The 23,047-nt window shown below is 67.6% G+C and carries 27 protein-coding genes, 1 tRNA gene and 1 other RNA gene; 13 read left to right on the top strand and 16 right to left on the bottom strand.

Annotation, left to right across the window (positions count from 1 at the left end):
- Positions 1-6 precede the first annotated feature (6 nt).
- From GIY56_RS00495 to GIY56_RS00485, 3 genes are read right to left on the bottom strand one after another with little or no spacing between them, the layout of a single operon-like run.
- Positions 7-507, bottom strand: coding sequence for a GNAT family N-acetyltransferase (locus GIY56_RS00495; RefSeq protein ID WP_154762863.1), 501 nt, complete (start codon positions 505-507; stop codon positions 7-9).
- A complete protein-coding gene (gene trpA, locus GIY56_RS00490) occupies positions 507-1,304 on the bottom strand; it encodes a tryptophan synthase subunit alpha (protein WP_154762862.1) in 798 nt (265 codons plus the stop codon). Before trpA ends, GIY56_RS00495 begins: the two co-directional genes overlap by 1 nt.
- A 60-nt stretch (positions 1,305-1,364) precedes the next feature.
- Positions 1,365-2,231, bottom strand: coding sequence for a LysR family transcriptional regulator (locus GIY56_RS00485; protein ID WP_154762861.1), 867 nt, complete (start codon positions 2,229-2,231; stop codon positions 1,365-1,367).
- Positions 2,232-2,368: 137 nt separating this feature from the next.
- On the opposite strand from GIY56_RS00485, the gene GIY56_RS00480 reads away from it, so the two are divergent.
- Complete coding sequence (locus GIY56_RS00480) at positions 2,369-2,593, top strand: DUF1127 domain-containing protein (RefSeq protein ID WP_154762860.1); 225 nt, start codon at positions 2,369-2,371, stop codon at positions 2,591-2,593.
- A 69-nt stretch (positions 2,594-2,662) separates the two neighbouring features.
- Here GIY56_RS00480 and GIY56_RS00475 read toward each other — a convergent pair whose 3' ends face one another.
- The 6 genes from GIY56_RS00475 to GIY56_RS18315 all read right to left on the bottom strand — a co-directional run bounded on the left by GIY56_RS00475 (position 2,663) and on the right by GIY56_RS18315 (position 6,928).
- Positions 2,663-3,127, bottom strand: a complete 465-nt coding sequence (locus tag GIY56_RS00475; RefSeq protein ID WP_196053509.1) for an arsenate-mycothiol transferase ArsC — start codon at positions 3,125-3,127, stop codon at positions 2,663-2,665.
- Between the two features lie 2 nt (positions 3,128-3,129).
- Complete coding sequence (locus GIY56_RS00470; RefSeq protein WP_154762859.1) at positions 3,130-3,609, bottom strand: UPF0262 family protein; 480 nt, start codon at positions 3,607-3,609, stop codon at positions 3,130-3,132.
- Positions 3,606-4,919: a histidinol dehydrogenase gene (gene hisD, locus GIY56_RS00465; RefSeq protein WP_154762858.1), complete on the bottom strand. Its 1,314-nt coding sequence runs from the start codon at positions 4,917-4,919 to the stop codon at positions 3,606-3,608. Before hisD ends, GIY56_RS00470 begins: the two co-directional genes overlap by 4 nt.
- 92 nt (positions 4,920-5,011) lie before the next feature.
- A complete protein-coding gene (locus GIY56_RS00460; protein WP_154762857.1) occupies positions 5,012-5,488 on the bottom strand; it encodes a DUF2948 family protein in 477 nt (158 codons plus the stop codon).
- A gap of 3 nt (positions 5,489-5,491) precedes the next feature.
- Entirely contained in the window at positions 5,492-6,763 is a 1,272-nt protein-coding gene (gene murA / locus GIY56_RS00455; protein WP_154762856.1) for a UDP-N-acetylglucosamine 1-carboxyvinyltransferase, read from the bottom strand.
- Positions 6,764-6,928 carry a hypothetical protein gene (locus GIY56_RS18315; protein ID WP_196053508.1) on the bottom strand — a complete coding sequence of 55 codons (165 nt, stop codon included), beginning with the start codon at positions 6,926-6,928 and terminating at the stop codon, positions 6,764-6,766.
- Positions 6,929-7,059: 131 nt separating this feature from the next.
- Here GIY56_RS18315 and GIY56_RS00450 point away from each other — a divergent pair.
- The 4 genes from GIY56_RS00450 to GIY56_RS00435 all read left to right on the top strand — a co-directional run bounded on the left by GIY56_RS00450 (position 7,060) and on the right by GIY56_RS00435 (position 9,635).
- Positions 7,060-7,134, top strand: a tRNA-Thr gene (locus GIY56_RS00450).
- 67 nt (positions 7,135-7,201) lie between these two features.
- Positions 7,202-8,797: a peptide chain release factor 3 gene (locus GIY56_RS00445; RefSeq protein WP_154762855.1), complete on the top strand. Its 1,596-nt coding sequence runs from the start codon at positions 7,202-7,204 to the stop codon at positions 8,795-8,797.
- 81 nt (positions 8,798-8,878) lie between these two features.
- The gene (locus tag GIY56_RS00440) at positions 8,879-9,271 is read left to right on the top strand and encodes a MerR family transcriptional regulator (RefSeq protein WP_154762854.1); all 393 of its coding nucleotides are present in this window, start codon (positions 8,879-8,881) and stop codon (positions 9,269-9,271) included.
- Positions 9,249-9,635, top strand: coding sequence for a carboxymuconolactone decarboxylase family protein (locus GIY56_RS00435; protein ID WP_154762853.1), 387 nt, complete (start codon positions 9,249-9,251; stop codon positions 9,633-9,635). The genes GIY56_RS00440 and GIY56_RS00435 overlap by 23 nt, the downstream gene beginning before the upstream one ends.
- 4 nt (positions 9,636-9,639) lie before the next feature.
- Here the strand turns inward: GIY56_RS00435 and GIY56_RS00430 are convergent, their stop codons facing one another.
- From GIY56_RS00430 to pdxY, 5 genes are all read right to left on the bottom strand, one after another.
- Positions 9,640-10,104, bottom strand: a complete 465-nt coding sequence (locus GIY56_RS00430; protein WP_154762852.1) for an SspB family protein — start codon at positions 10,102-10,104, stop codon at positions 9,640-9,642.
- Between the two features lie 143 nt (positions 10,105-10,247).
- Positions 10,248-10,602: a transfer-messenger RNA gene (gene ssrA / locus GIY56_RS00425) on the bottom strand.
- A gap of 4 nt (positions 10,603-10,606) precedes the next feature.
- On the bottom strand, positions 10,607-12,007 hold the full coding sequence (gene gndA / locus GIY56_RS00420) for an NADP-dependent phosphogluconate dehydrogenase (RefSeq protein ID WP_154762851.1): 1,401 nt from the start codon (positions 12,005-12,007) through the stop codon (positions 10,607-10,609).
- Between the two features lie 69 nt (positions 12,008-12,076).
- On the bottom strand, positions 12,077-12,523 hold the full coding sequence (locus GIY56_RS00415) for a PaaI family thioesterase (protein WP_154762850.1): 447 nt from the start codon (positions 12,521-12,523) through the stop codon (positions 12,077-12,079).
- A 13-nt stretch (positions 12,524-12,536) separates the two neighbouring features.
- The gene (gene pdxY, locus GIY56_RS00410) at positions 12,537-13,373 is read right to left on the bottom strand and encodes a pyridoxal kinase (RefSeq protein WP_154762849.1); all 837 of its coding nucleotides are present in this window, start codon (positions 13,371-13,373) and stop codon (positions 12,537-12,539) included.
- Positions 13,374-13,583: 210 nt separating this feature from the next.
- On the opposite strand from pdxY, the gene GIY56_RS00405 reads away from it, so the two are divergent.
- Together GIY56_RS00405 and GIY56_RS00400 are read left to right on the top strand one after the other, a co-directional pair.
- On the top strand, positions 13,584-14,705 hold the full coding sequence (locus GIY56_RS00405; RefSeq protein ID WP_154762848.1) for a Ppx/GppA phosphatase family protein: 1,122 nt from the start codon (positions 13,584-13,586) through the stop codon (positions 14,703-14,705).
- Position 14,706: 1 nt separating this feature from the next.
- Complete coding sequence (locus GIY56_RS00400; protein ID WP_154762847.1) at positions 14,707-15,456, top strand: RlmE family RNA methyltransferase; 750 nt, start codon at positions 14,707-14,709, stop codon at positions 15,454-15,456.
- Here GIY56_RS00400 and GIY56_RS00395 read toward each other — a convergent pair.
- The gene (locus GIY56_RS00395) at positions 15,444-16,445 is read right to left on the bottom strand and encodes a helix-turn-helix domain-containing protein (protein WP_154762846.1); all 1,002 of its coding nucleotides are present in this window, start codon (positions 16,443-16,445) and stop codon (positions 15,444-15,446) included. The two genes, GIY56_RS00400 and GIY56_RS00395, sit on opposite strands and share 13 nt — an antisense overlap.
- A 77-nt stretch (positions 16,446-16,522) precedes the next feature.
- On the bottom strand, positions 16,523-17,416 hold the full coding sequence (miaA, locus tag GIY56_RS00390) for a tRNA (adenosine(37)-N6)-dimethylallyltransferase MiaA (protein ID WP_328288394.1): 894 nt from the start codon (positions 17,414-17,416) through the stop codon (positions 16,523-16,525).
- A gap of 93 nt (positions 17,417-17,509) precedes the next feature.
- On the opposite strand from miaA, the gene pyrH reads away from it, so the two are divergent.
- The 6 genes from pyrH (at position 17,510) to rseP (ending at position 22,999) form a co-directional block, all read left to right on the top strand.
- Positions 17,510-18,244 carry a UMP kinase gene (pyrH, locus tag GIY56_RS00385; RefSeq protein ID WP_154762844.1) on the top strand — a complete coding sequence of 245 codons (735 nt, stop codon included), beginning with the start codon at positions 17,510-17,512 and terminating at the stop codon, positions 18,242-18,244.
- 116 nt (positions 18,245-18,360) lie between these two features.
- Positions 18,361-18,924, top strand: a complete 564-nt coding sequence (gene frr, locus GIY56_RS00380; protein ID WP_154762843.1) for a ribosome recycling factor — start codon at positions 18,361-18,363, stop codon at positions 18,922-18,924.
- A gap of 6 nt (positions 18,925-18,930) precedes the next feature.
- On the top strand, positions 18,931-19,668 hold the full coding sequence (gene uppS / locus GIY56_RS00375; RefSeq protein WP_407946931.1) for a polyprenyl diphosphate synthase: 738 nt from the start codon (positions 18,931-18,933) through the stop codon (positions 19,666-19,668).
- Complete coding sequence (locus tag GIY56_RS00370) at positions 19,665-20,510, top strand: phosphatidate cytidylyltransferase (RefSeq protein ID WP_230312204.1); 846 nt, start codon at positions 19,665-19,667, stop codon at positions 20,508-20,510. The genes uppS and GIY56_RS00370 overlap by 4 nt, the downstream gene beginning before the upstream one ends.
- Before the next feature lie 3 nt (positions 20,511-20,513).
- Complete coding sequence (gene dxr / locus GIY56_RS00365; protein WP_154762841.1) at positions 20,514-21,671, top strand: 1-deoxy-D-xylulose-5-phosphate reductoisomerase; 1,158 nt, start codon at positions 20,514-20,516, stop codon at positions 21,669-21,671.
- Positions 21,668-22,999: an RIP metalloprotease RseP gene (gene rseP / locus GIY56_RS00360; protein ID WP_154762840.1), complete on the top strand. Its 1,332-nt coding sequence runs from the start codon at positions 21,668-21,670 to the stop codon at positions 22,997-22,999. The genes dxr and rseP overlap by 4 nt, the downstream gene beginning before the upstream one ends.
- The last annotated feature ends 48 nt before the right edge of the window (positions 23,000-23,047 follow it).

Here is a 23,047-nt window from a genome sequence, read left to right as displayed (position 1 = left end):
CGCGTCCTAGGGCGGAGACATCAAATCCTTGCCCATCAGCACAAGGTCGTGAAAGCTGCCGAATTTCCAGCCAGCACAGGGGATCCGGCCCCATTCGGCATAGCCCGCCCGCGCGTGAAACCGCAGCGATCCTTCGTTCGAGGCCGTGATGCCGCCGATCAAAAGCCGGTGTCCTTTCGTGCGGGCATGGTCTTCCAGGGCTGCCAGCAGCAAGTGGCCCGTGCCGCTGCCCCGCGCGTCGGGGGCCAAGTAGATGGTGTGTTCCATGCTGCGCGCATAGCCGCCGCCGTGGCGGAACTGGGCATAGGTCGCAAAGCCCAGGATACGGCCTTCATCCTGGGCCACCAGGAAGGGATGGCCCATGGCCTGCCGGTCGCGGATCAGGGTGGCGATTTCGGCGTCCGAACGCTCGGTCGGCCAGAAGGTGATCACCATGTCGCGGACGATGGGGTTCCAGATCGACGCGATGGCGGGCACGTCCTCCGGTGTGGCCTCGCGCAGGATCATCAGCCGCGATGCGCCCCGGCGGCCAGATCGCGCACGAAGTCCAGCACCTCGGGGACGGGGCGGCCTTCGCCGATCTTCTTGACGATGGCGCTGCCCACCACGCAACCGTCCGCGACACCCGCGATCTGCTGGGCGGCATCGGGGGTCGAGATGCCGAAGCCCACCACCACGGGCAGGTTGGCCGAGGCGCGGATGCGCGCGACCTCGGGCGCGACCTCGGCGGCGTTGGCGGCGGGGCCGCCGGTGATGCCGGTGACGCTGACGTAATAGACGAAGCCCGAGGTGTTCTTGACCACGGCGGGCAAGCGGCGGTCGTCGGTCGTGGGGGTGGCAAGGCGGATGAAGTTCAGGCCCGCGCGTTGGGCGGGGATGCACAGTTCGTCGTCTTCCTCGGGCGGTAGGTCCACGACGATCAGCCCGTCCACGCCTGCCGCCTTGGCTTCTGCCAGGAAGGCATCGACCCCGCCCGGGCGGGCATAGATCGGGTTGTAATAGCCCATCAGCACGACCGGCGTGGTGTCGTCGGACTGGCGGAACTGGCGCAGGATCTCCAGCGTGCGGGTGACGCTGCCGCCTGCGGCCAGCGCGCGCTGGCCCGCCGCCTGGATCGTAGGGCCGTCGGCCATGGGATCGGTGAAGGGCATTCCCAGTTCGATGATGTCCACGCCCGCGCCAGGCAGGCCGCGCATGATCTCCAGCGTCGTCGCCTCGTCAGGATCCGAGGCCATGATATAGGTCACGAAGGCCTTGCGCCCCTGGGCCTGAAGCCGCTGAAAGGTATCGTCGATCCGGGTCATCTGCCACTCCGCTCTGCCGCTGCCTAAGTGCAGCGCCGGGGGCGGGCTGTCAATCTGCCGTCATGCGGCCATCGCCGCGACCTCGCTCACGGCCCGTCGAAGATAGCCCGCGAACTCGGCCGCTTCGCGCCGGGCCGGGCCGTCGGCCACATAGACGTTCAGCCAGGTGGGCGGCAAGGGCGGCAGGGCGCCGCCGTGGTCCACCGGCTCCAGTCCCGCCTGGGCGATGCCGCGCGGCAGGATCGTGATGCCCAGATCGGCGGCGGCGGTGACGCGCCAGGTGTCGCTGCCGCCGTCGGCCACGCCCTGGACCCATTCGATCCCGGCCCGTTCCAGCGCCGCCAGCCCCACCGGGTAATAGGCGCAATGCGGCGAGTTCGCCAAGGGCAGCGGGCGCTGTTCCCAGGCGGTGCCGCCGATGGCGCCAAACCAGGCCAGATCGACCTTGGACAGGTGGATCGCCCCCGGCGGGGTCTCGAATTCCGTGGTCAGGATCACGTCATGGTCGCCGCGCTTCATCTGGTGGCGCAAGTCCTTGCTGCGGCCGTCGTTTATGACCAGTTCGACCCGCGGATTGGCCTGGCGGAAGGCGCGCACCGCCTGGGCCACCTTGGTGAACAGCCAGTCGCTGGTCAGGCCCACGCGCAGCCGCGCCTCGGGGCGCTGGCCGGTGAAGCGCGACACGATGGCATCGTTCAGGGCGACCAGCTTGCGCGCCTCGATCAGCAATTCCTCGGCAAAGTCGGTCAGCACCACGCCGCGCCCCTGCTTTTGCAGCATCGGTTCGGCGAACAGATCCTCCAGCCGCTTCATCTGCATGGACAGCGCGCTTTGGGTCATGTTCAGCGCCTCGGCCGCGCGGGTGACGGCGCCGTATTCGGCCACGGCCTGAAGCGACCGCAGGGTGCTGATGTCGAGATTGCGCATGGTTCAACAATCCTGATGGGATGGATCAAAAACATTCGTTTCAAAAATACATCGGACGCTTCTATCTATCAAGAACGGAAATCAGACAACCATCACGCATCACTGTTGATGATGCGTTCAATCACCGGAGATGAACGATGGCCATCAAGACCACATCGCTTCATGTCCTTGCCGGGCACGGCTTTTCTTCGCGCCCGTCATTGGGCAAGCGCATCATGACCATGCTGAGCGTCCGCCGATCCCGCCAGGATCTGTCGCATCTGGGCGACGAGCAACTGCGCGACATCGGCCTGACCCGCGAGGATGTCGCGGACGAGATCGCGCGTCCCATCTGGGACGTGCCCAATAACTGGCGTCGCTGATCCTACCCCATCACGATTGCCATACTGCCGCGCCGCCCGCACCGGGCCGGCGCGGTTTTTTCCTCGGCCTTAATCCTCGGCCATGGGCGGGCCGAAGCGTTCGATCATGCGCGTCCGGATCTGGTCACGGGTCTGGCGATAGGCGGCAAGTTTCGCCTCGCGTCCCTCGGCCAGGCCCGTGGGGTCCATGATCGGCCAGTATTCCACGTCCAGGTGATAGACCCGCGTCAGTTCCAGGGCCTGCCGCTGGCTGGCGGGCGACAAGGCCACGATCAGGTCGAAGCCGCCCAGGTCGTCGCCCCAGTCCTTCATCTCGTCGAAACTGCGGCTGCGGTGGTTTTCGATCCTGACGCCGATTTCGTCGCAGACGGCGATGGCGAAGCCGTCCACCTCCATGTCGTTCTTGACGCCCGCCGACTGGACATAGGCGGCGCGGCCATAGAACTTCTTCATCATGCCTTCGGCAATGGGGGACCGAATGGAATTGTGATCGCAGCAGAACAGGACCGAGGCGGGGATCGTGTTCTGCACCATCGTCAGCCCTGGGGCACCAGGGCGCAGATCAGGGTGAACAGGCGCCGGGCGGTGTCGATGTCCAGTTCGGCCTTGCCTTCCAGCCGTTCCTGAAGCGTGCGCGCGCCTTCGTTGTGGATGCCGCGCCGGGCCATGTCGATCGCCTCGATCTGGGCGGGGGGCAGGCGCTTGACCGCGTCGAAATAGCTTTGACAGATCTGGAAATAATCCTTGGTCACCTGCCGGAACGGACCCATCGACAGGTGGAATTCGGCGACCTTGTCGCCCCCTTCGGCGGCCACGTCGAAGACCAGGCGGCGTTCGCGGATGCACAGGTCCAGCTTGAACGGCCCTTGCGGCGCAGGCTGGCCGTCGCGGCCGGGGACGGAAAAGCTGTTGTCCTCGATCAGGTCGAAGATCGCCACGCGGCGTTCCTGCTCCATCTCGGGTGTGGCGGGCGAGGCTTGGGAATCGTCGATCTCGATCTGGATGATCCGGCTCATTCCGGGGGCCTTTCGTTCAGCAGGTCCAGGCGCGCGCGGATCGATTCGCCATGCGCCTGCAACCCCTCGGCGGCGGCCAGGCGCATGGCGGCGTGGCCCACGGCATTCAGCGCGCCGGGCGTCAGCCGCGCCATCGTGGTGCGCTTGAGGAAATCCAGCACCGACAGCCCCGACGAAAACCGCGCCGACCGCGCCGTGGGCAGGACGTGGTTCGGGCCGCTGATGTAATCGCCCACGGCCTCGGGCGTGTGCGGTCCCAGGAAGATCGCGCCGGCATGGACGCATTTCGCGGCCAGCGCCTCGGGGTCGTCCACGCAGAGTTCCAGATGCTCGGGGGCGATCCGGTTCGACAGGGCGGCGGCTTCCTCCAAGTCGCGGACGATGATGATGGTGCCATAATCGCGCCAGCTGGCGCCCGCGATCCGGGCGCGGGGCAGACTGGGCAGGATGCGGTCCACCGCGCCCGCGACGGCATGGCCAAGCGCGGGATCGGTGGTGATCAGGATCGACTGCGCGTCGGCATCGTGTTCGGCCTGCGCCAGCAGGTCCAGGGCCAGCCAGTCGGGGTGCTGGTCCCCTTCGGCGATCACCAGGACTTCGGAGGGACCAGCGATCATGTCGATGCCGACGCGGCCAAAGACCTGCCGCTTGGCCGCCGCGACATAGGCATTGCCCGGCCCGGTGATCTTGTCCACCGGCGCGATGGTGTCGGTGCCAAAGGCCATGGCGGCGATCGCCTGCGCGCCGCCGATGCGATAAATCTCGGTGACGCCCGACAGTTGGGCTGCCAGCAGGACCAGCGGGTTGAGGTGGCCCCCCGGCGTCGGCACGCAGATCACCAGCCGATCCACCCCCGCCACCCGCGCCGGGATCGCGTTCATCAGGACGGACGACGGATAGGCCGCCTGGCCGCCCGGCACATACAGTCCCGCCGCCGACACGGGTGTCCAGCGCCAGCCCAGGGTCGCGCCCTGCGGGTCGGTCCAGATCGCATCCTCGGGCATCTGGCGTTCGTGATAGGCGCGGATGCGTTCGGCAGCCAGCGTCAGGGCGGCGCGGTCCGGGGCCGAGACATGGGCGACCTGCGCCGCGATCTCCTCGGGCGAAAAGCGCAGCCGGTCGGGGGTCAGGTCCAGCCGGTCGAAGCGGCTGGTCAGGTCGCACAGCGCAGCGTCGCCGCGCTTGCGCACATCGGCGATGATCGCCGCCACGGCGTCGTTCACATCGGTGGAATCCTCGCGCTTGGCCGCAAGCATGTCGGCAAAGCGCGCCTCGAAGTCGGGTTCCGATGTGTTCAGCGTGACGGGCATGATCTGTCCTCTGGTATCGCGCCTTGTTAGCCGCAACCCCCGCCCGCCTCAAGCACCGCAAAGGGCGGCTTCTTCTTTGTCCAGATACCCTCTTATTCGGGATGAACGGGCGCCTTGCCCGACACCGCGCGATAGGGGCGCGTCACGTCGCGCAGGTCGATGTTGATGCATTCCAGCTCGACCGCCAACGTCCCGTCGCCCGCGAATTCCAGAAGCAGCCGCCCGGTGCCGTCGGGACCGGGCTGCCAGACCATCGCCAGCAGTTCCAGCACGGTGTCCGCGTCCCGGCTGATGCCGTCGGACAGCACCCGCTGCACGTCGCGGATCAGCAGGACCGACCGGACGCGTTCGTAATCGCGCCCCTCGGCCGCGGCCTGTTCGGCGTCCTCCCACCGGAAGCGGTTCACCAGCAGCGCCAGTGTCCGGCCCCGATGGTCATAGGACATCTCGGACGCGGGCAGGATCGCGTCCTGCAACAGCGCGGACAGGATGCGCAGATCCTGTTCATCCTCGGCCATCAGGGCCAGGGGGGCGGGGTCGGCATCGGCGAAACGGGCGTCCTGTGGCATCGCTTACTCCTCTTTCACGCGTTCGATATGGGCGCCCACGCCGCGCAGCTTGCGGACGACATGCTCGTAGCCGCGGTCCAGGTGATAGACCCGGCTGACGGTGGTCTGGCCCTGGGCGGCAAGCCCCGCCAGGATCAGGCTGACGGATGCGCGCAGGTCGGTGGCCATCACCGGCGCGCCGCGCAAGCCGTCGACGCCGGTCACGGTGGCGTGGCCGCCGTGAACCTCGATCCGGGCGCCCATGCGGGTCAGTTCGGGGGCGTGCATGAAGCGGTTCTCGAAGATCGTTTCCTCCAGCACGCTGGTGCCCTCAGCCACGCACATCAGCGCCATGAACTGCGCCTGGAGGTCGGTGGGGAAGCCCGGGAAAGGCTCGGTCGTGACATTCACTGCGCGGACGGCGCCGTTCCTGCGGCTGACCTTGATCCCGCGCGCGGTTTCCGTGACGCTGACGCCCGCCTCGTCCAGCTTGTCGCAGAATGCCGACAAAAGCTCGATCCGGCCACCCAGGCATTCGACCTCCCCCCCGCAGATCGCGGGCGCGAGCATGTAGGTGCCAAGCTCGATCCGGTCGGTGACGACGGGGTGGGTCGCGCCGTGCAGGGCATCGACCCCCTGGATGGTGATGGTCGATGTGCCCTCGCCCTCGATCTGCGCGCCCATCGCGCGCAGGCAGCGGGCCAGATCGACGATTTCCGGCTCGCGCGCGGCGTTCTTCAGCACCGTGGTGCCGCGCGCCAGGGTGGCGGCCATCAGCGCGTTTTCCGTGGCGCCGACCGAGACGACGGGGAAATCCACCATCGCGCCGCGCAAGCCCCCCGCAGGCGCCTTGGCATGGACATAGCCGTCGCGCAGGTCCAGTTCCGCGCCCATCGCCTCGAACGCCTTGAGATGCAGGTCCACCGGCCGCGCGCCGATGGCGCAGCCGCCGGGCAGCGAGACCTCGGCCCGGCCATCGCGCGCCAGCATCGGTCCCAGCACCAGGATCGAGGCGCGCATCTTGCGCACGATGTCGTAATCCGCGCGGTGGCTGGTCAGCGCATGGCTGGACAGTGCCAGAACCTGGCCGTCCTGCAGGCTGGCGACCTCGGCCCCCAGGGATTGCAGCAGCGCGGTCATGGTGCGGATGTCCGACAGGCGCGGCGCGTTGGTCAGCGTCAGCGGCTGGTCGGTCAGCAGCGTCGCGGGCATCAGCGTCAGGCAGGCGTTCTTGGCCCCCGCGATGGGGATTTCCCCCGAAAGCGGGCCGTTCCCGCGAACGATGATCTGGTCCATCTAAGCGTCGTCCTTGCCTGTGTCACTGTCCTGCGGCGTGTCGCCGTCCTGCGCCGCCCGCGCGCGCGCCTGCGCCTTGCGCCGTTGCAGATTGGCGCGCAGGGCGGCCCGCAGCCGTTCCTCGCGCGTGTCCTGCTTTTTGTTGTCGTCCGGGCGGTCGTTCATCCGCACCTGTTATCGCCGGTTGCGGCCGCAGTCCAGCAAAGCCCGCCCGGGCAGGGGTTCGGGGCGGGCAGATTTTTCTGCCGATCCCCCTTGCGCGGGGCGGCGGCTTTGTCTAAACGCCGCCACACGATGCTGTGGTAGCTCAGTGGTAGAGCACACCCTTGGTAAGGGTGAGGTCGAGAGTTCAATCCTCTCTCACAGCACCATCCTCACACCATGCCGAACCACACCGGGCGATTGCGCATCCGCCCGCCGCGCGCTACATGCCGCCCCATGACAAACCGCCCCTCGCTTCCGCCCGAAATCGCCCGCCGCCGGACCTTCGCGATCATCTCGCATCCCGACGCGGGCAAGACCACGCTGACCGAAAAGTTCCTGCTGTATGGCGGCGCGATCCAGATGGCGGGGCAGGTGCGCGCCAAGGGCGAGGCGCGCCGGACGCGGTCGGACTTCATGAAGATGGAGCAGGAGCGGGGGATTTCCGTCAGCGCATCGGCGATGTCCTTCGACTTCGACGGCTATCGCTTCAACCTGGTGGACACGCCGGGCCACAGCGACTTTTCCGAGGACACCTATCGCACCCTGACCGCCGTGGACGCGGCGATCATGGTGATCGACGGGGCCAAGGGCGTGGAAAGCCAGACCCGCAAGCTGTTCGAGGTGTGCCGGCTGCGCGACCTGCCGATCCTGACCTTTTGCAACAAGATGGACCGCGAATCCCGCGACACGTTCGAGATCATCGACGAAATCCAGGAAAACCTGGCCATCGACGTGGCCCCGGCGTCCTGGCCCATCGGCGTGGGGCGAGAGTTCATCGGCTGCTACGACATGCTGCACGACCGGTTGGAGCTGATGGACCGCGCCGACCGCAACAAGGTTGCCGAGTCGGTGGCGATGGAGGGGTTGGACGACCCCCGCCTGGCCGACCATGTCCCTGCCGACCTGCTGGAAAAACTGCGCGACGAGGTCGAGATGGCGCGCGAACTGCTGCCCGCCTTCGACCGCAAGTCCTTCCTGGAAGGGCACATGACGCCGATCTGGTTCGGCAGCGCGATCAACAGCTTTGGCGTGCGCGAACTGATGAAGGGCATCAGCCAATACGGCCCGCCCCCGCAGCCGCAGAACGCCGCCGACCGAGAGATCGCGCCCGAGGAAAAGACCGTCACGGGCTTTGTCTTCAAGGTCCAGGCCAACATGGACCCCAAGCACCGCGACCGGGTGGCCTTCGTGCGGCTCGCCTCGGGCCATTTCGAGCGCGGCATGAAGATGGTCCATGTGCGCACGAAGAAACCCATGGCGGTGACGAACCCCGTGATGTTCCTGGCCGCCGACCGCGAACTGGCCGAGGAAGCCTGGGCCGGCGACATCATCGGCATCCCGAACCACGGCCAGTTGCGCATCGGCGATGCGTTGACCGAGGGCGAGGCGCTGCGCTTCACCGGCATCCCGTCCTTCGCGCCGGAACTGCTGCAAACGGTGCGCGCGACCGACCCGATGAAGGCCAAGCACCTGGAAAAGGCGCTGATGCAATTCGCCGAGGAGGGTGCGGCCAAGGTCTTCAAGCCGATGATCGGGTCGGGCTTCATCGTGGGGGTCGTGGGCGCGCTGCAATTCGAGGTTCTGGCCAGCCGGATCGAGATCGAATACGGCATCCCCGTCCGCTTCGAGGGATCGCAATTCACCTCGGCCCGCTGGGTCGCGGGGCCGCGCGACAAGGTCGAGGCCTTCGTGAACGCCAACAAGGGCCACATCGCCCAGGACCACGACGGCGACATGGTTTATCTGACGCGGCTGCAATGGGACATCGACCGCGTGAGCCGCGATCACCCGGAGCTGCGGCTGACGGCGACAAAGGAAATGATGGTCTGACGCTTGACCTGGAGCGCGCTCCAACCCCTAGGTGAAAGGGCGTTCCTTGGGGAAAGCCTCGAATCGGGCGGACAGGTGGCGATGCAGATTTCCGATTTCGCGCGGCAGACCGGCCTGAGTGCCGACACGTTGCGCTATTACGAAAGGATCGGGCTGATGCAGCCGCCGCTGCGTGACGGCGGCGGGCGCCGGGTGTATCGGGCGCGCGACCTGGATTGGGCGCGCTTTCTGATCCGGTTGCGCCAGACCGGTATGCCCATCGCCGAGATGCAGGCCTATGCACGGCTGCGGGCGCAGGGCGATGCGACGGCTGCTGCCCGGCGCGACCTGCTGATGCGCCACCGCGACGGGCTGCGGCAACGGCTGGCCGACCTGGCCGAGTGTCTTTCCCTGATGGATCAAAAGATCGCCCTGTATGGGGCGATGATTTCCAGCGGAAAGGACGCACCCGATGCCACAGGACACCATTCATGAAACCCGCAACGAACGCGGCCGCCGCCTGCTGGCGCTGATCGACGGCGAAGCGGGGCAGGCGGTCATCGACAGCCTGGCGGACATCGCCCCGGATTTCGCCGAACTGCTGTTCGAGTTTCCCTTTGGCGACATCTATGCCCGGCCTGGCCTGGGCCTGCGCGACCGAGAGATCGCCACCATCGCGGCGCTTGCCGCCATGGGCAATGCGCGCCCGCAACTGGAGGTGCATATCCGCGCCGGGCTGAATGTCGGGCTGACCCGGCAGGAGATCGTCGAGGTGCTGATGCAGATGGCCGTCTATGCGGGATTTCCGGCGGCGTTGAACAGCCTTGCGGCGGCGCGGGCCGTCTTTCGGGACAGCTAGGGCGCTATTTCCGCCACCTGTCCAGCTGCACGACCTCGCCCCCGCCGTTCGGCCCGCCATCGGGGCTGTCGTCGCCGTCCTCATTGCCGTCTTCGTCGTCCTCATCTTCGGATTCCTGCGTTTCGAAGCGCAGGCCGAATTCGACCGAAGGGTCCACAAAGGTCCGCAGCGCGTCGAAGGGGATGCGCAGCGGTTCGGGGGAATTGCCGAAGTTCAGGGTGACGGTGAAACCCTCGTCGTCCACGGTCAGGTTGTCGAACCAGTGCTGGATAACGATGGTCATTTCCTCGGGATAGCGTTCGCGCAGCCAGTCGGCCATTTCCACGCCTTCGTCGCGGGTGTCGAAGGTGATGAAAAAGTGGTGGTCGCCCGGCAGGCCGTGTTCCGCCACGCCTTCCAGCACGTCGGCGATCAGCCCCTGCAACGCGCGGTGCATCATTCCGCCGTAGTCGATTCCCGATCGCGCCATGCCCGTCCCCTTAGAATTCCGGGCCAGCATAGGCATATGACGGGTATTGAAAAGGGGGGCGGCTGACGCCCGGGCAAGAAACCTGCAATGCCCGCCGTTACGCATGGCGGCGGCGTGGCAGGCAGGTCCGGAAAAGGGTTGAAGGTGCAGGATTCTGTTGCCAGGCTCCTGCAGGCCCCGCCTTACGCTGCTAGGCGCAAGGGCTTAGGTTTCGATCACTCGAACTGCTTACGCAGCCAGGGCGATCGGAGCACGGTTGTCGTTGGCAACTGTACATTTTGCACCGATAACGGTGGTAGCTCACCGAGACAAAGCAAACATCTTTAGACGTTCGTCGATCCTGTTTCGACCCCATTGTCCCCCAACGAGGGTGATCTGGTGGAGTCGCCGGGTACCGCCCCCGGGTCCGATCCGCTTATTCCATGCGCGTTTATGTCCATAGTCCGGGTTGCCCCGGACAGGGTGAATATAGGCGCAGGGTTCGCGGCCTGCAAGGCCGGCGTCACACCGTTCCGGCCCAGGGACCATGCGGGTCGTCCAGGCCGTCGATCCGCTGGAAACCGTGCGCGCCGAAAAAGTCGCGCTGCGCCTGGATCAGGTTCGCGGTGCCACGCCCGGTGCGCATCCCGTCGAACCACATCAGGCCAGAGGCCAGCGCAGGCAGGGCATGGCCTGCCGCCGCACCCTGCGACACCACCTGGCGCAGCGCGGGCATGGCGGTTTCGATCAGGTCCGCGAAGAAGGGCGCCATGATCAGGTTGCGCGAGGGATCGGCGGCCAGGGCGGCGGCCATGTCGTTCAGCATGGCCGAGCGGATGATGCAGCCTGCGCGCCAGACCCGCGCGATTTCCGGCAGGTCCAGCGTCCAGCCGAATCGCTCGGACGCGGCCCGGATCATCGCGAAGCCCTGCGCATAGCAGAGGATCTTGCCCGCGATCAGCGCCAGTTCCAGGGTGTCGGGCGCCAGGGCGCAGGGCTGCGGCGCCGGTCCGAACAGCGCCTGACCGGCCAGCCGTTCGTCCAGACGGGCGGATACGTTGCGCGCCATCACCGCGGCCTCGATCACCGGAATGGGGGCGGACAGGTGCTGCGCCTCGATTGCGGTCCAGCGGCCGGTGCCCTTTTGCCCCGCGCGGTCCAGGATCATGTCCACCATCGGGCGGCCGGTATGGGGATCGGCGGCGGCGGTCACGATGGCCGAAATCTCGATCAGATAGGATTTCAGCGCGCCTTCGTTCCAGGCGGCAAAGGTCCGGCTGATCGCGGCGGCGTCCAGCCCCATGCCGTCGCGCAGCAGGCCATAGACCTCGGCGATCATCTGCATGTCGGCATATTCAATGCCGTTATGAACCATCTTCACGAAATGGCCCGCGCCCGCATCGCCCATCCGGGCGGCGCAGGGGGTGCCGTCCTCGGCCCGGGCGGCGATGGCGGTCATCACGTCGGCCACGCGCGCCCAGTCGGCCACGTCGCCCCCGCCCATGATGGCGGGACCATGGCGCGCGCCTTCCTCGCCGCCCGAGACGCCCATGCCCAGAAAGCGGAAGGGCAGGCCGGCGGCGTTGCGGCGGCTGGTGTCGTGGAAATCGGCGTTGCCCGCGTCGATCACCAGATCATCGGCGTCCAGCAGGGGCGCAAGCGCCGCAAGTTGGTCGTCCACCGCCTGGCCCGCGGGCACCATCAGGATGATCGCGCGGGGCGGTGCGATGGCCGCGACCAGATCGGCCAATGTCTCGGTCGGGACGATCCGTTCGGCCAAGGCACCTGCGCCTGCGGCGAAGGCCCGCGTCACGGCGGTCGTGCGGTTCCAGACCGCTATCGGGAAGCCTTTCTCGGCGATGTTCAGCGCCAGCGCCGCGCCCATCGTCCCCAATCCGATCAGCCCGATCCGAGCCTGTGCCATGATGCAATCCTTCCGCAGTCTGTGATGGCAGGCCGTTTACGCTAACGGATCGGGGTTGTCACGGCACCGTCAGGCGGGCTTGCCTTGCACGCGGATCAGCGTCTGCAAGCCCGTCGCGACATGGGTGCGCCTGGCGGGCGTCACGCCCCAGACATCAAGCTGGCAGATGGTCAGGGTGCGGCCCGGCTTGACGACGCGGCCCGTGGCCTCCAGCCAGTCACCCTGCGCCGGATTGATCAGGTTCAGCTTGAATTCGACCGTCAGGACCTCGCTGTCCTGGGGAAACAGCGTGAAGCCCGCATAGCCGCCCGCCGAATCCGCGATCGAGGCCGTGCCGCCCGCGTGGAAATAGCCGTGCTGCTGCGTCAGGTCCGGCTTGAAGGGCAGGCGGATCGTGACCAGCCCGGCCTTGACCTCGGCCAGTTCGGCGCCCAGCAGGCGCATCAGGCCCTGACGGGCGAAGCTGTCGCGGATGCGGGTCACGGTCGCGTCGGGCAGGTCGCTGCCAATCTCCATCTTGTCCTCCGGGCTACAGGGTCAGCAGGGCGGCGCGGAAGCCGGGGTCGGACAGCACCACCTCGTTCGCGCCGATGCGGTCGGCATGAGCCAGCGCCAGCGATGTCAGATCCTGCGCGGTCTCGACCGCTTGGGGCAGGCCGTGGCCCCGGCCAAGGGACGCCACGACCAGCCCCGCGAACAGGTCGCCGGTGCCGGGCAGGGCCACGGGCAGGCGGCGGGTCGGGTGGCGCGTCGTGCCCTCTGGTCCCAGGATCACGCTTTCCAGGCAATCGGCGGGGCTGTCGTCCAGCACGCAACCGGTGGCGATCAGCGTGCCGCCCGGCGCCAGGCGCAGGTCGGCGGCGGCGGCTTGCAGGTCCGCCAGTCCGGTGATGGCGCGGCCTGTCAGGTGGCCCAGTTCAAAGGAATTGGGCGTCGCCAGATCGGCCAGCGGCAGCAGCCGGTCGCGCATGATCCCGGCCAGTTCGGCGGGCACGTAAAGTCCCGGCCCATGGTCGCCCATGACCGGATCGCACAGATAACGCAGGCCGGGATTCGCAGCCTTGGCTCGGGCGACGAAGTCGGCCACCAGCAGCCCCACCCCGACCGAGCCGATATAGCCGGTCATCAGCCATGCCGCGCGCTGCGGCAACCCGCGTTCCCACGCCCCCAGCAGCAGGTCGGCGAACAGGTCCGGCGGCAAGGGCGCACCGCGCAATGTCGGATAATCGGGCGTGTTGGAAAAGATCACCGTGGGGATGGCCGCGACCTCCAATCCCGCGGCCTGCATGGGAAAGACGGCGGCGGAGTTGCCGACATGGCCGTGGACGACCTGGCTCTGGATGGAAATCACCAGCGCCGGCTTCATGTCCCGGCAATGGCGCTTTTCGCGCCGGTCCCTGCAAGGGGGGCAACATGTCCTGTCAACAGGGCGGTCGGCATGGTCATTCCGCAACTAAACTTGGCACCGTTATCAACCGACTGGCAAAGGTTCGGCAATCGCCCATTTGCCGCCCCTTGAATGGTCGGGGGGCGCAGGTTACGTTTTGTTCAACTTGATATCGGAGGGCGTATCGTGATGACGCCCAAGCGTCCTGCGGGTGCGGACGCGTTCCCGAAAACCGCGGTAGAGCCGTCCGGCACCCGAAACCCCGAGGAGGGGGCGCTTTATGCTGCCCTCGACCTCGGCACAAACTCGTGCCGGATGCTGATTGCCCGACCGAAGGGCAGTCAGTTCCAGGTCATCGACAGCTTCTCCAAGCCGGTTCAGCTTGGCCAGGGGCTGGAAGCGTCTGGCCGCCTGTCGCGCAGTTCGATGGCGCGCACAGTCCATGCCTTGCAGGTCTGCCGGCGCAAGCTGGAACAGCACCGCGTGCGCAACATGCGCCTGGTCGCGACCGAGGCCTGCCGGCGCGCCCGCAACAGCCGCGACCTTTTGCGCACCATCCGGCGCGAGACCGGCCTGCAGATCGAGACCATCACCGCCGAGGAAGAAGCCCGGCTGGCCGTGATCTCCTGCGCGCCGCTGGTCAGCCACAAGACGGAAACGCTGATGGTCGTGGACATCGGCGGCGGATCGACCGAGCTTGTCTGGATCGACCTGGAAGATGTGGAACCCAAGGAACGCCCGCGCGCGATCATGCGGCTGTCGGACGGCTTCGGCAATCCGCAGCCCGGCGGGGCGCGCGTGGTGGACTGGATCAGCGTGCCGCTGGGGGTTGCCACGCTGCGCGACCAGTTCGCCGATGTCGAGGACGACGGGGGCCGCTTTGCCCTGATGTCCTGGTATTTCGAGGAGATGCTGGCGGGCTTCACCCCCTATGCCGAAGGTTCGCCCGACGAGGGTTTCCAGATCATCGGCACCTCGGGGACGGTCACGACGGTCGCGGCCAGCTTCTTGGGCCTGCGCCGCTATGACCGGACCAAGGTGGACGGGCTGGAGATGACCAGCACCCAGATCGACCGGGTGATCCATTCCTATCTGCAGCTTGGTCCCGATGGCCGCCGCGCCGACCCGCGCATCGGGCGCGAACGCCATGCGCTGATCATGTCCGGCGCGGCGATCCTGCAGACCCTGATGCGGATCTGGCCCACCAGCAAGCTGTCGGTCGCCGACCGCGGCCTGCGAGAGGGGTTGCTTTATGCCCAGATGGTGCGCGATGGGGTGCTGGCATCGGAAGGACTGAACGGGGTGGCATGAGATGACAAAGGCGCCGGGCAGCCGTGAAGGCAAATCCAGCGGGCGGGGCGCGCGCGACCTGCGCGTGCGGGTCAAGACCGCCAAGGGCCGCAAGCTGTCCTCCAAGCTGTGGCTGGAACGGCAGCTGAACGACCCTTACGTCGTCCGCGCCAGGCGCGAGGGCTATCGCGGCCGCGCGGCCTACAAGATCCTGGAACTGGACGACAAGTATCGCTTCCTGGTCCCCGGCGCGCGGGTGGTCGATCTGGGCTGCGCGCCCGGCGGCTGGTGCCAGGTCGCCGTGAGCCGCGTCAATGCGCTTGGCGAAAAGGGCGGCAAGGCGGTGGGCAAGGTCCTGGGCGTCGATCTGCAAGAGGTCGATCCGATCGCGGGGGCCGAGATCCACCAGCTTGATTTCCTGTCCGAAGGCGCGGACGAAAAGGTTAAGGAATGGCTGGGCGGCCCCGCCGACGTGGTGATGTCGGACATGGCGGCGGCATCGTCCGGCCACAAGGGCACCGACCATATCCGCATCGTGGCCCTGGTCGAGGCCGCGGCGGCGCTGGCCTTCGACATCCTTGAACCCGGTGGAACGTTCATCGCCAAGGTCCTGGCAGGCGGGGCGGAAACCGAGATGCAGGCCATGCTGAAGCGCAACTTCGACAAGGTCGCCAACGTCAAGCCGCCCGCCAGCCGCAGCGATTCGTCCGAGAAGTTCGTGGTCGCCACCGGCTTTCGCGGCAGGCAGGCGCAGGACGATCAGCAGGACTGAGCGCGGAACGCGTCGGGCGTCCTCCCGGTCGCGGCGACAAAGGCGCGGATGAAATGGGCATGGCTGGAATAGCCAAGGTCCGCCGCGATGCGCTGCGTCGGGCGCGCCGTCTCGCGCAGCATCCGGGCCGCGCAGTCCAGCCGCAGCTGGTGCATCAGCGCCACCGCGCGCTTGCCATGGGCCGCAAGGCAGGCCTGGTCCAGTTGCAGCGTGCTGCTGCCCAGTTCGGCGGCCAGTTCCGCCACGGACCGGGATTCGCCCAGCTGTTCACGGGCAAGCGCCAGGAAGCGGTCGATCAGCGGGCGGTCGGGAAAGCCGGTGTCCCGCATGTCGGGCGCGCGGCCCGGCGCAAGCTGGCGCAGGCGCAGCGACAAAAGGTTGACCAGGCAGGACAGGGTTCCGGGGTCGCCCCCCGGCGTCTCGACCCCGATCTCGCGCAGCGTGGCCTCCAGTTGCGCGGCATGGTTGCCGACCTGCGCGGCCAGGACATGATCGGGCAGGGGCGGCACCGCCTGCGCCCCCAGCCGGGCCGAGATCAGCGCGACATGGCCGGTGGTCCCATGGGCGGGCGAGGCCGCAAAGGCCGTGCCCGCCGGGATATAGCGCAGATCGCCCGACCGCAGGCAAAAGCGGTCGCGGGGAAAATCAAGCTGCACGCGCCCTTGTGTCACCCAGATCAGCACGTGATCGGGGCGGGTGCGGGGCTGCGGCGGATTGGCCCGGCTGCCCCACAGGAATGCCGCCAGCGGCAGCAGGCGGATGCCGCTCTGCCGCCCGACGGGATGCGCCTCGCGCCAGGCGGGTTGCAGGGCGGCGGGCGCGGGGCGGTCCTGGGGTTGCGGGATCGCCGGGGGACCGGCCACCGGCTGGGGCGCGTCGGCGATGAAGGGCGCGTTGACCCCGTCCACCCCCAAGCGCCGGCCCGCCCGGATCTGACTGGGCGAGAACGGAAATCCGTCTTTCCACTGCGAATGCTCGAACGCGGTCATGAGATTCGCCTGACATAAAGGACAATGAGCGAATTATTGCCTATGGACGTTTCAAACTCAACGCCCTCGACGCGCGATCAGTTTCGGTCTGTGCTTTTCGCGTCAGCCTGGACGGGCTGCCAGTCCTTCATCCGCCCCCGGAACCAGATGCGCTGCGCCTTGGCGTATTGCCGGGTGGCGATGATCGCGCGTTCGGTGGCGGTCGGCAGGTCGATCTCGCTCCGCAGATGGGCGACCAGGTCGGGCGCGCCGATGGCGCGCGCCCATTGCCGGGCGGGATCCCAGGACGGCAGCATGGCGCGCGCTTCCTCCAGCGCGCCCTGCCGCATCATCGCATGAAAACGCCCCGCGATCCGGTCGGCCAGCCAGTCGCGATCCGCCGTGACCAGGATGCGCTGCGCGTCATGCGCGGCGATCAGGGGCGGCGGCGTGTCGGCCTGCCAGTCGGCCAACCCGCGTCCCGTGGCGGTCAGCACCTCCCACGCGCGCTGGACGCGGGCGGGGTTGCGCGTGTCGATGCGGGCGCGGGTGGCCGGGTCCAGATCGGCCGCCATGCGCGCCAGCCCGCCCTCGGTTGCCAGCCGGGCATCCCCCTCGGCCCGCACAGTAGGGGGCACGGGCGGCACATGGGCCAGCCCTTGGGTCAGCGCGGTCAGGTAAAGCCCGGTCCCGCCCACGACGATCAGCCGCCGGTGCAGCAACCCCGCCACGTCGCGCAGCCAGTCGCCCACGGAATAGGCCACATCAGGCGCGACATGGCCGTAAAGCGCGTGGGGGGCCGCGGCCTCGTCATCAGACGTGGGGCGCGCGGTCAGGACACGCCAGCAGGACCAGATCTGCAAGGCATCGGCATTGACGATCAGCCCGCCCTGGGCGCGCGCCACGGTCAAGGCCAGCGCCGACTTGCCGCTGGCTGTCGGCCCCGCGATCAGCAGGTGGCGCCCGGGGTCGATCTGGTGCAGAGGGGTCACGGCAGGGCGGCTTTCGGGCAGTTGAACACCGCCGCCTTTTGCGACATTTTGCGCCGCGATGAAAGCGACCGGCGCTGACACGAGGGAATGGACATGACCGATCATCAGGGCGGCGCGCCCGCGCATTATGGCAGGGTGATGCTGAAAATATCGGGCGAGGCGCTGATGGGCGATCAGGGCTACGGGCTGCACCCCCCCACCGTCAGCCGGATCGCCGACGAGGTCGAATCGGTCCAGAAGATGGGCGTCGAGGTCTGCATGGTCATCGGCGGCGGCAACATCTTCCGGGGCCTGCAAGGCAGCGCCCAGGGGATGGAACGGACGACCGCCGACTACATGGGGATGCTGGCGACCGTCATGAACGCGCTGGCCATGCAATCCGCGCTGGAAGCCAAGGGCCTGCATTGCCGCGTCATCAGCGCCATCCGCATGGACGAGGTCTGCGAACCCTACATTCGCCGCCGCGCCATCCGGCACCTGGAAAAGAAGCGCATCGTGATCTTCGCCGCCGGAACCGGGAACCCGTATTTCACCACCGACACCGCCGCCACCCTGCGCGCGAACGAGATGAACTGCGAGGCCATCTTCAAGGGCACCAAGGTCGATGGCGTCTATGACAAGGATCCGAAAAAGCATTCGGACGCAAAGCGCTACGAGAACGTCAGCTATGACGAGGTGTTGCAGAAGCACTTGGGCGTGATGGACGCCTCCGCCATCGCGCTGGCCCGCGACAACCGCCTGCCGATCATCGTCTTCTCGCTGGACGAACCGGGCGGCTTCCGCACCATCCTGGAAGGCAAGGGCACCTATACGCGGGTGCATAACTAGCCCCTGGGGGCCGTCGCCGGGACGGCAAAGCCTTGCGCATTTTAGGGGCAAAGTCTTTGCCATCATTAACGGATCCCGCTACAAGCGGGGAAAATTCAATGCAGAGGCAGTCCCACATGGCAGAGGACATCGAAATCGACATCGACGATCTGGAACGGCGGATGAAGGGCGCGATGGAAAGCCTGCGCCACGAATTTTCCAGCCTGCGCACGGGCCGCGCCTCGGCCTCGATGGTCGAACCCGTCCAGGTCGAGGCTTATGGCCAGATGACCCCGGTCAACCAGCTGGGCACCGTCAACGTGCCGGAACCGCGCATGGTCACGATCAACGTCTGGGACAAGGGCATGGTCAACAAGGTCGAAAAGGCCATCCGCGAATCCGGCCTGGGCATCAACCCGCAGACGAACGGCACCATCATCATGCTGCCGATCCCCGAACTGAACGAGGAACGGCGCCGCGAACTGACCAAGGTCGCGGCCCAATATGCCGAAAGCGCGCGCGTCGCCATCCGCAACGTGCGCCGCGACGGCATGGACCAGATCAAGAAGGGCAAGGCCAACGGGATGCCCGAGGATGACCAGAAGTTCTGGGAAACCGCCGTGCAAGAGCTGACCGACAAGATGATCGCCCTTGTCGATCAGACGCTTGAAGGCAAGCAAGCCGAAATCATGCAGGTCTGAGGGACAATGATGGCCGCTGAAACCGCACCGCTGCTGTTATCGGGCGGGGTCGATCAGCGGCCTCGCCATGTCGCGATCATCATGGACGGCAACGGCCGCTGGGCGACCGAACGCGGCTGGCCGCGCCTTGTCGGCCACCGCCGGGGGGCGGAACGTGTCAAGCAGATCGTCCGCGCCTGCCCCGACCTGGGGGTGAACTGGCTGACCGTTTACGCCTTCTCGACCGAGAACTGGAAGCGATCGACCGAGGAAGTCTTGGGCCTCATGAAGATCTTTCGCCGCTATATCCAGTACGAGGCCGAGGGCATGGCCGCCGAGGGCGTGCGCCTGCGCTTCATCGGCGGGCGCGACCGGCTGGACGGCAAGCTGCGCGCCCTGATGTCCTCGATCGAGGCGCGCACGGCGGGCAATACCCGGCTGAACCTGACCGTCGCGATCAACTATGGCGGGCGGGACGAGCTGACGCGGGCGTCGGCGCGGCTGGCCCAGAAGATCGCGCGGGGCGAGATCGAGACGCCGACCGACGCCGATCTGGCCGCCTGCCTGGACACGGCCGGCCATCCCGACCCGGACCTGGTGATCCGCACCTCGGGCGAGACGCGGACCTCGAACTTCCTGCCCTGGCAGGCGGCTTACGCGGAATACGAATTCACGCCGACCCTGTGGCCGGATTTCACCCCTGACCACCTTGCGCAGATCCTGGACCGCTTCGGGATGCGCGACCGCCGCTTCGGGGGCGTATGAGCGCCGGGCGCGTCCAGGCGCTGAAGCCCCCGCCGGGCAAATGGGCCGACCTGTCGCGCCGTGTCGCCTCGACGCTGGTGCTGCTGGGCATCGGCATCATGCTGGCGGTGGCGACGGGGATCTGGCTGCGGCTGGCGATGGCCGCGATCTCGGCCATCACCTTCTGGGAACTGGCGGCAATGACGGGGTGGAAGAACCCGCGCCTGCATCCCGGCATCTTCGGCGCATGGCGGCCCTTTGCGCTGGCGGTCATCGCCTTCATGTCGCAGGTCGTGGCGACGATGTTCGGCCATCCCCTGGCGGTCCTGGCGCTGCTGTTCCCGCTGGTCGCGGGCATCCCCGGCGCCGCCACGCGCGACCGCTGGACCTATGCGGTGTTCGGTCTTGCGATCATGCTGGTGGCCTATGGCCTGGTCGGCTTCCGGGAAGCTTACGGCCTGAACTTCGTGCTGTGGCTGATGGGCATCGTGATCGTGTCCGACACGGCGGGTTATTTCTTCGGGCGGATGATCGGGGGGCCAAAGTTCTGGCCCTCGCTCAGCCCGAAGAAGACCTGGTCGGGGACAATCGCCGGATGGATCGGCGCGCTGTTGCTGGGGGTGCTGTTGTGGCGGCTTGGACGGGGCGACGCCATGCTGGTCTGGTGTTCGCCGATCGTCTGCTTCGCCGGGCAGATGGGCGACATCGCCGAAAGCTGGCTGAAGCGCCGGGCAGGGGTCAAGGACAGTTCCAACCTGATCCCCGGCCATGGCGGCTTCATGGATCGTTTCGATGCGGTGACGGGTGCGGTGCTGGCCACCATGCTGATCGGGCTGCTGACGGCATTGCCGGCGGTGAACTGACGGATGCGGCGCATTTCGATCTTTGGGGCCACCGGGTCCGTGGGCGCGAATGGCGTTGACCTGATCCGGCGGGCGGGCGGGCCTGCGGCTTACCAGACGGTCGCCCTGACCGGCGGGCGCAACATCGCACGGCTGGCGCAGATGGCGCGCGAGTTGCAGGCCGAGGTCGCCGTGACCGCGCATCCCGAACTGTTGGACGATCTGCGCGACGCCTTGGCGGGCAGCGGGGTCGAGGCTGCGGCGGGTCCGCAGGCTCTGGTCGAGGCGGCGCAGCGGCCTGCCGACTGGGTGCTGTCCGCCATCGTCGGGGCGGCGGGATTGGTGCCGGGGCTGACGGCCCTTGCACAGGGCGGCATCCTGGCGCTTGCCAACAAGGAGTCCCTTGTCTGCGCCGGGCCGCTGCTGCGCCGTGCGGCCAAGGCCAGCGGCGCAAGGATCCTGCCGGTCGATTCCGAACATTCCGCGATCTTTCAAGCCCTTGGACAGGAAAACCTGGAATCTGTCCAGGACGTGACCATTACCGCCTCGGGCGGGGCCTTCCGCGACTGGCCGCTGGAACGTCTGGCGGCGGCGACGGTGGCCGAGGCGTCCACCCATCCCAACTGGGCCATGGGCCAGCGGATCACCATCGACAGCGCGTCCATGTTCAACAAGGCGATGGAGGTCATTGAGGCAAGGGAATTCTTCAGCCTCAGGCCGGACCGGATCAGGGTCCTGGTTCACCCGGAATCCATCATCCACGCCATGGTCAGCCATGTTGATGGCGGCACCATTGCCCATCTGGGCGCGCCCGACATGCGCCACGCCATAGGCTATGCACTGAACTGGCCCCGCCGCGCGCCCCTGCCGGTGGCGCCGCTGGATCTGGCCGCACTCGGCAGCCTGACCTTTCGCGCGCCCGACGAGAACCGCTGGCCCGCCCTGCGCCTGGCCCGAGAGGTGATGGCGGCAGGCGGCATGGCGGGCGCGGTCTTCAACGCGGCCAAGGAACAGGCGCTGGACGATTTCATCGGGGGGCGGATCGGGTTCACGGCCATGGCGCCTCGCGTGGAAATGACCTTGCAGGCCCTGTCGGGGCGCGCCGGTTTCGGCGATGATCCGGCCGACCTGGACACGGTCCTGCACTGGGACCGCGCAGCACGCAAGGAAGCCGCCGCATGAGTGACCTGATCCCGCAATTCGGCGGCACGCTGTGGACGCTGGCGGCGTTCTTCGTGGCGCTTGCCGTGATCGTCACGGTGCACGAATTCGGCCACTATTACATCGGCCGCCTGTCGGGCATCCGGGCCGAGGTGTTTTCGGTCGGCTTCGGCCCGCGCCTCGTCTCGCGCCGCGACCGGCGGGGCACGCTGTGGCAGGTGGCGGCGATTCCGCTGGGGGGCTATGTCCGCTTTCTGGGCGACGACAACGCGGCAAGCGCGGGGCCGAGCCGTCCCGTCGATCCGGCGCTGCGGCGGCAAACGCTGTCTGGGGCGCCGTTATGGGCGCGGTTCGCCACGCTGCTGGCAGGGCCGGTGTTCAACTTCGTGCTGTCGATCCTGATCTTCGGCGGCTTTGCGCTGTTCCAGGGCCTGCCTGTCGAGGAACCGCAGGTCGGCACCATTGCCGACGCGCCGCCGGGCATCGTCAACGAGTTGCAGCCCGGCGACCGGATCCTGGCCGTGGGCGGCCAGCCGGTGGAAAGCTGGCGCGACATCGGCCGGATCGCGGAAACCTTGCCCGTGGCGGACCATCAGGACTGGCGCGTCGGGCGCGACGGGGCCGAGATCACCGTGCGCGGTCCCGATCCCATGCCCGCCCGCATCAGCGGCGTCGCCCCGCGCAGCGCGGCGGCCGAGGCTGGCTTGCGCGCAGGCGACGTGGTGGTGGCCATCGAAGGCCAGCCCGTCAGCCGCTTCACCCAGATGCGCCAGGCCGTCGAGGCCGCCGAGGGCCAGCCGCTGGCGCTTCAGGTCTGGCGCCCCGGGACAGGGATCGCGGATTACACGTTGGTCCCCAAGATGCAGGACTTGCCGGCCGAGGGCGGCGGTTACGAACGCCGCTGGCTGATCGGCGTCACCGGCGGCGAAAGCTTCTTCGCGCCCGCAACCCGGAAAGCCGGGCCGCTGGAGTCCTTGTGGTTGGGCGTCCGGCAGACCTGGGGGATCGTCACGTCGTCGCTGTCGGGGATGTGGGCGATGATCTCGGGCCAGATCGGGACGTGCAACCTGGGCGGCGCGATCAGCATCGCGGAAAGCACGGGCCAGGCGGCCAGCGCGGGGGGCGGCAGCTTCCTGTGGTGGATCGCGGTCCTGTCGGCGGCCATCGGGTTCCTGAACCTGCTGCCGATCCCGGTGCTGGATGGCGGCCACCTGATGTTCTACACGTGGGAGGCCGTGACCGGCCGTCCGCCCCCGGACAAGGCGCTGAATCTGCTGACGGCGATCGGCATGGCGGCTGTGCTGTCGCTGATGATTTTCGGCCTGAGCAACGATCTTTTCTGTCCCTGACCGCGATGTGCTTTTGACAGGGCAAACGGTTTGAGGCACAAGCTGAAT

Origin of the sequence: Paracoccus lichenicola (genome assembly GCF_009708075.1) — a bacterium.
GTDB classification, from domain to species: Bacteria; Pseudomonadota; Alphaproteobacteria; order Rhodobacterales; family Rhodobacteraceae; genus Paracoccus; species Paracoccus lichenicola.
This window is presented reverse-complemented; position numbering and strand designations above follow the sequence as displayed.

Bases quoted from the DNA above. Each gene is read 5' to 3' on its own strand.
- GIY56_RS00495 (WP_154762863.1), bottom strand. From the start codon at position 507: ATGATCCTGCGCGAGGCCACACCGGAGGACGTGCCCGCCATCGCGTCG.
- trpA (WP_154762862.1), bottom strand. From the start codon at position 1,304: ATGACCCGGATCGACGATACCTTTCAGCGGCTTCAGGCCCAGGGGCGC.
- GIY56_RS00485 (WP_154762861.1), bottom strand. From the start codon at position 2,231: ATGCGCAATCTCGACATCAGCACCCTGCGGTCGCTTCAGGCCGTGGCC.
- GIY56_RS00480 (WP_154762860.1), top strand. From the start codon at position 2,369: ATGGCCATCAAGACCACATCGCTTCATGTCCTTGCCGGGCACGGCTTT.
- GIY56_RS00475 (WP_196053509.1), bottom strand. From the start codon at position 3,127: ATGGTGCAGAACACGATCCCCGCCTCGGTCCTGTTCTGCTGCGATCAC.
- GIY56_RS00470 (WP_154762859.1), bottom strand. From the start codon at position 3,609: ATGAGCCGGATCATCCAGATCGAGATCGACGATTCCCAAGCCTCGCCC.
- hisD (WP_154762858.1), bottom strand. From the start codon at position 4,919: ATGCCCGTCACGCTGAACACATCGGAACCCGACTTCGAGGCGCGCTTT.
- GIY56_RS00460 (WP_154762857.1), bottom strand. From the start codon at position 5,488: ATGCCACAGGACGCCCGTTTCGCCGATGCCGACCCCGCCCCCCTGGCC.
- murA (WP_154762856.1), bottom strand. From the start codon at position 6,763: ATGGACCAGATCATCGTTCGCGGGAACGGCCCGCTTTCGGGGGAAATC.
- GIY56_RS18315 (WP_196053508.1), bottom strand. From the start codon at position 6,928: ATGAACGACCGCCCGGACGACAACAAAAAGCAGGACACGCGCGAGGAA.
- GIY56_RS00445 (WP_154762855.1), top strand. From the start codon at position 7,202: ATGACAAACCGCCCCTCGCTTCCGCCCGAAATCGCCCGCCGCCGGACC.
- GIY56_RS00440 (WP_154762854.1), top strand. From the start codon at position 8,879: ATGCAGATTTCCGATTTCGCGCGGCAGACCGGCCTGAGTGCCGACACG.
- GIY56_RS00435 (WP_154762853.1), top strand. From the start codon at position 9,249: ATGCCACAGGACACCATTCATGAAACCCGCAACGAACGCGGCCGCCGC.
- GIY56_RS00430 (WP_154762852.1), bottom strand. From the start codon at position 10,104: ATGGCGCGATCGGGAATCGACTACGGCGGAATGATGCACCGCGCGTTG.
- gndA (WP_154762851.1), bottom strand. From the start codon at position 12,007: ATGGCACAGGCTCGGATCGGGCTGATCGGATTGGGGACGATGGGCGCG.
- GIY56_RS00415 (WP_154762850.1), bottom strand. From the start codon at position 12,523: ATGGAGATTGGCAGCGACCTGCCCGACGCGACCGTGACCCGCATCCGC.
- pdxY (WP_154762849.1), bottom strand. From the start codon at position 13,373: ATGAAGCCGGCGCTGGTGATTTCCATCCAGAGCCAGGTCGTCCACGGC.
- GIY56_RS00405 (WP_154762848.1), top strand. From the start codon at position 13,584: ATGACGCCCAAGCGTCCTGCGGGTGCGGACGCGTTCCCGAAAACCGCG.
- GIY56_RS00400 (WP_154762847.1), top strand. From the start codon at position 14,707: ATGACAAAGGCGCCGGGCAGCCGTGAAGGCAAATCCAGCGGGCGGGGC.
- GIY56_RS00395 (WP_154762846.1), bottom strand. From the start codon at position 16,445: ATGACCGCGTTCGAGCATTCGCAGTGGAAAGACGGATTTCCGTTCTCG.
- pyrH (WP_154762844.1), top strand. From the start codon at position 17,510: ATGACCGATCATCAGGGCGGCGCGCCCGCGCATTATGGCAGGGTGATG.
- frr (WP_154762843.1), top strand. From the start codon at position 18,361: ATGGCAGAGGACATCGAAATCGACATCGACGATCTGGAACGGCGGATG.
- uppS (WP_407946931.1), top strand. From the start codon at position 18,931: ATGATGGCCGCTGAAACCGCACCGCTGCTGTTATCGGGCGGGGTCGAT.
- GIY56_RS00370 (WP_230312204.1), top strand. From the start codon at position 19,665: ATGAGCGCCGGGCGCGTCCAGGCGCTGAAGCCCCCGCCGGGCAAATGG.
- dxr (WP_154762841.1), top strand. From the start codon at position 20,514: ATGCGGCGCATTTCGATCTTTGGGGCCACCGGGTCCGTGGGCGCGAAT.
- rseP (WP_154762840.1), top strand. From the start codon at position 21,668: ATGAGTGACCTGATCCCGCAATTCGGCGGCACGCTGTGGACGCTGGCG.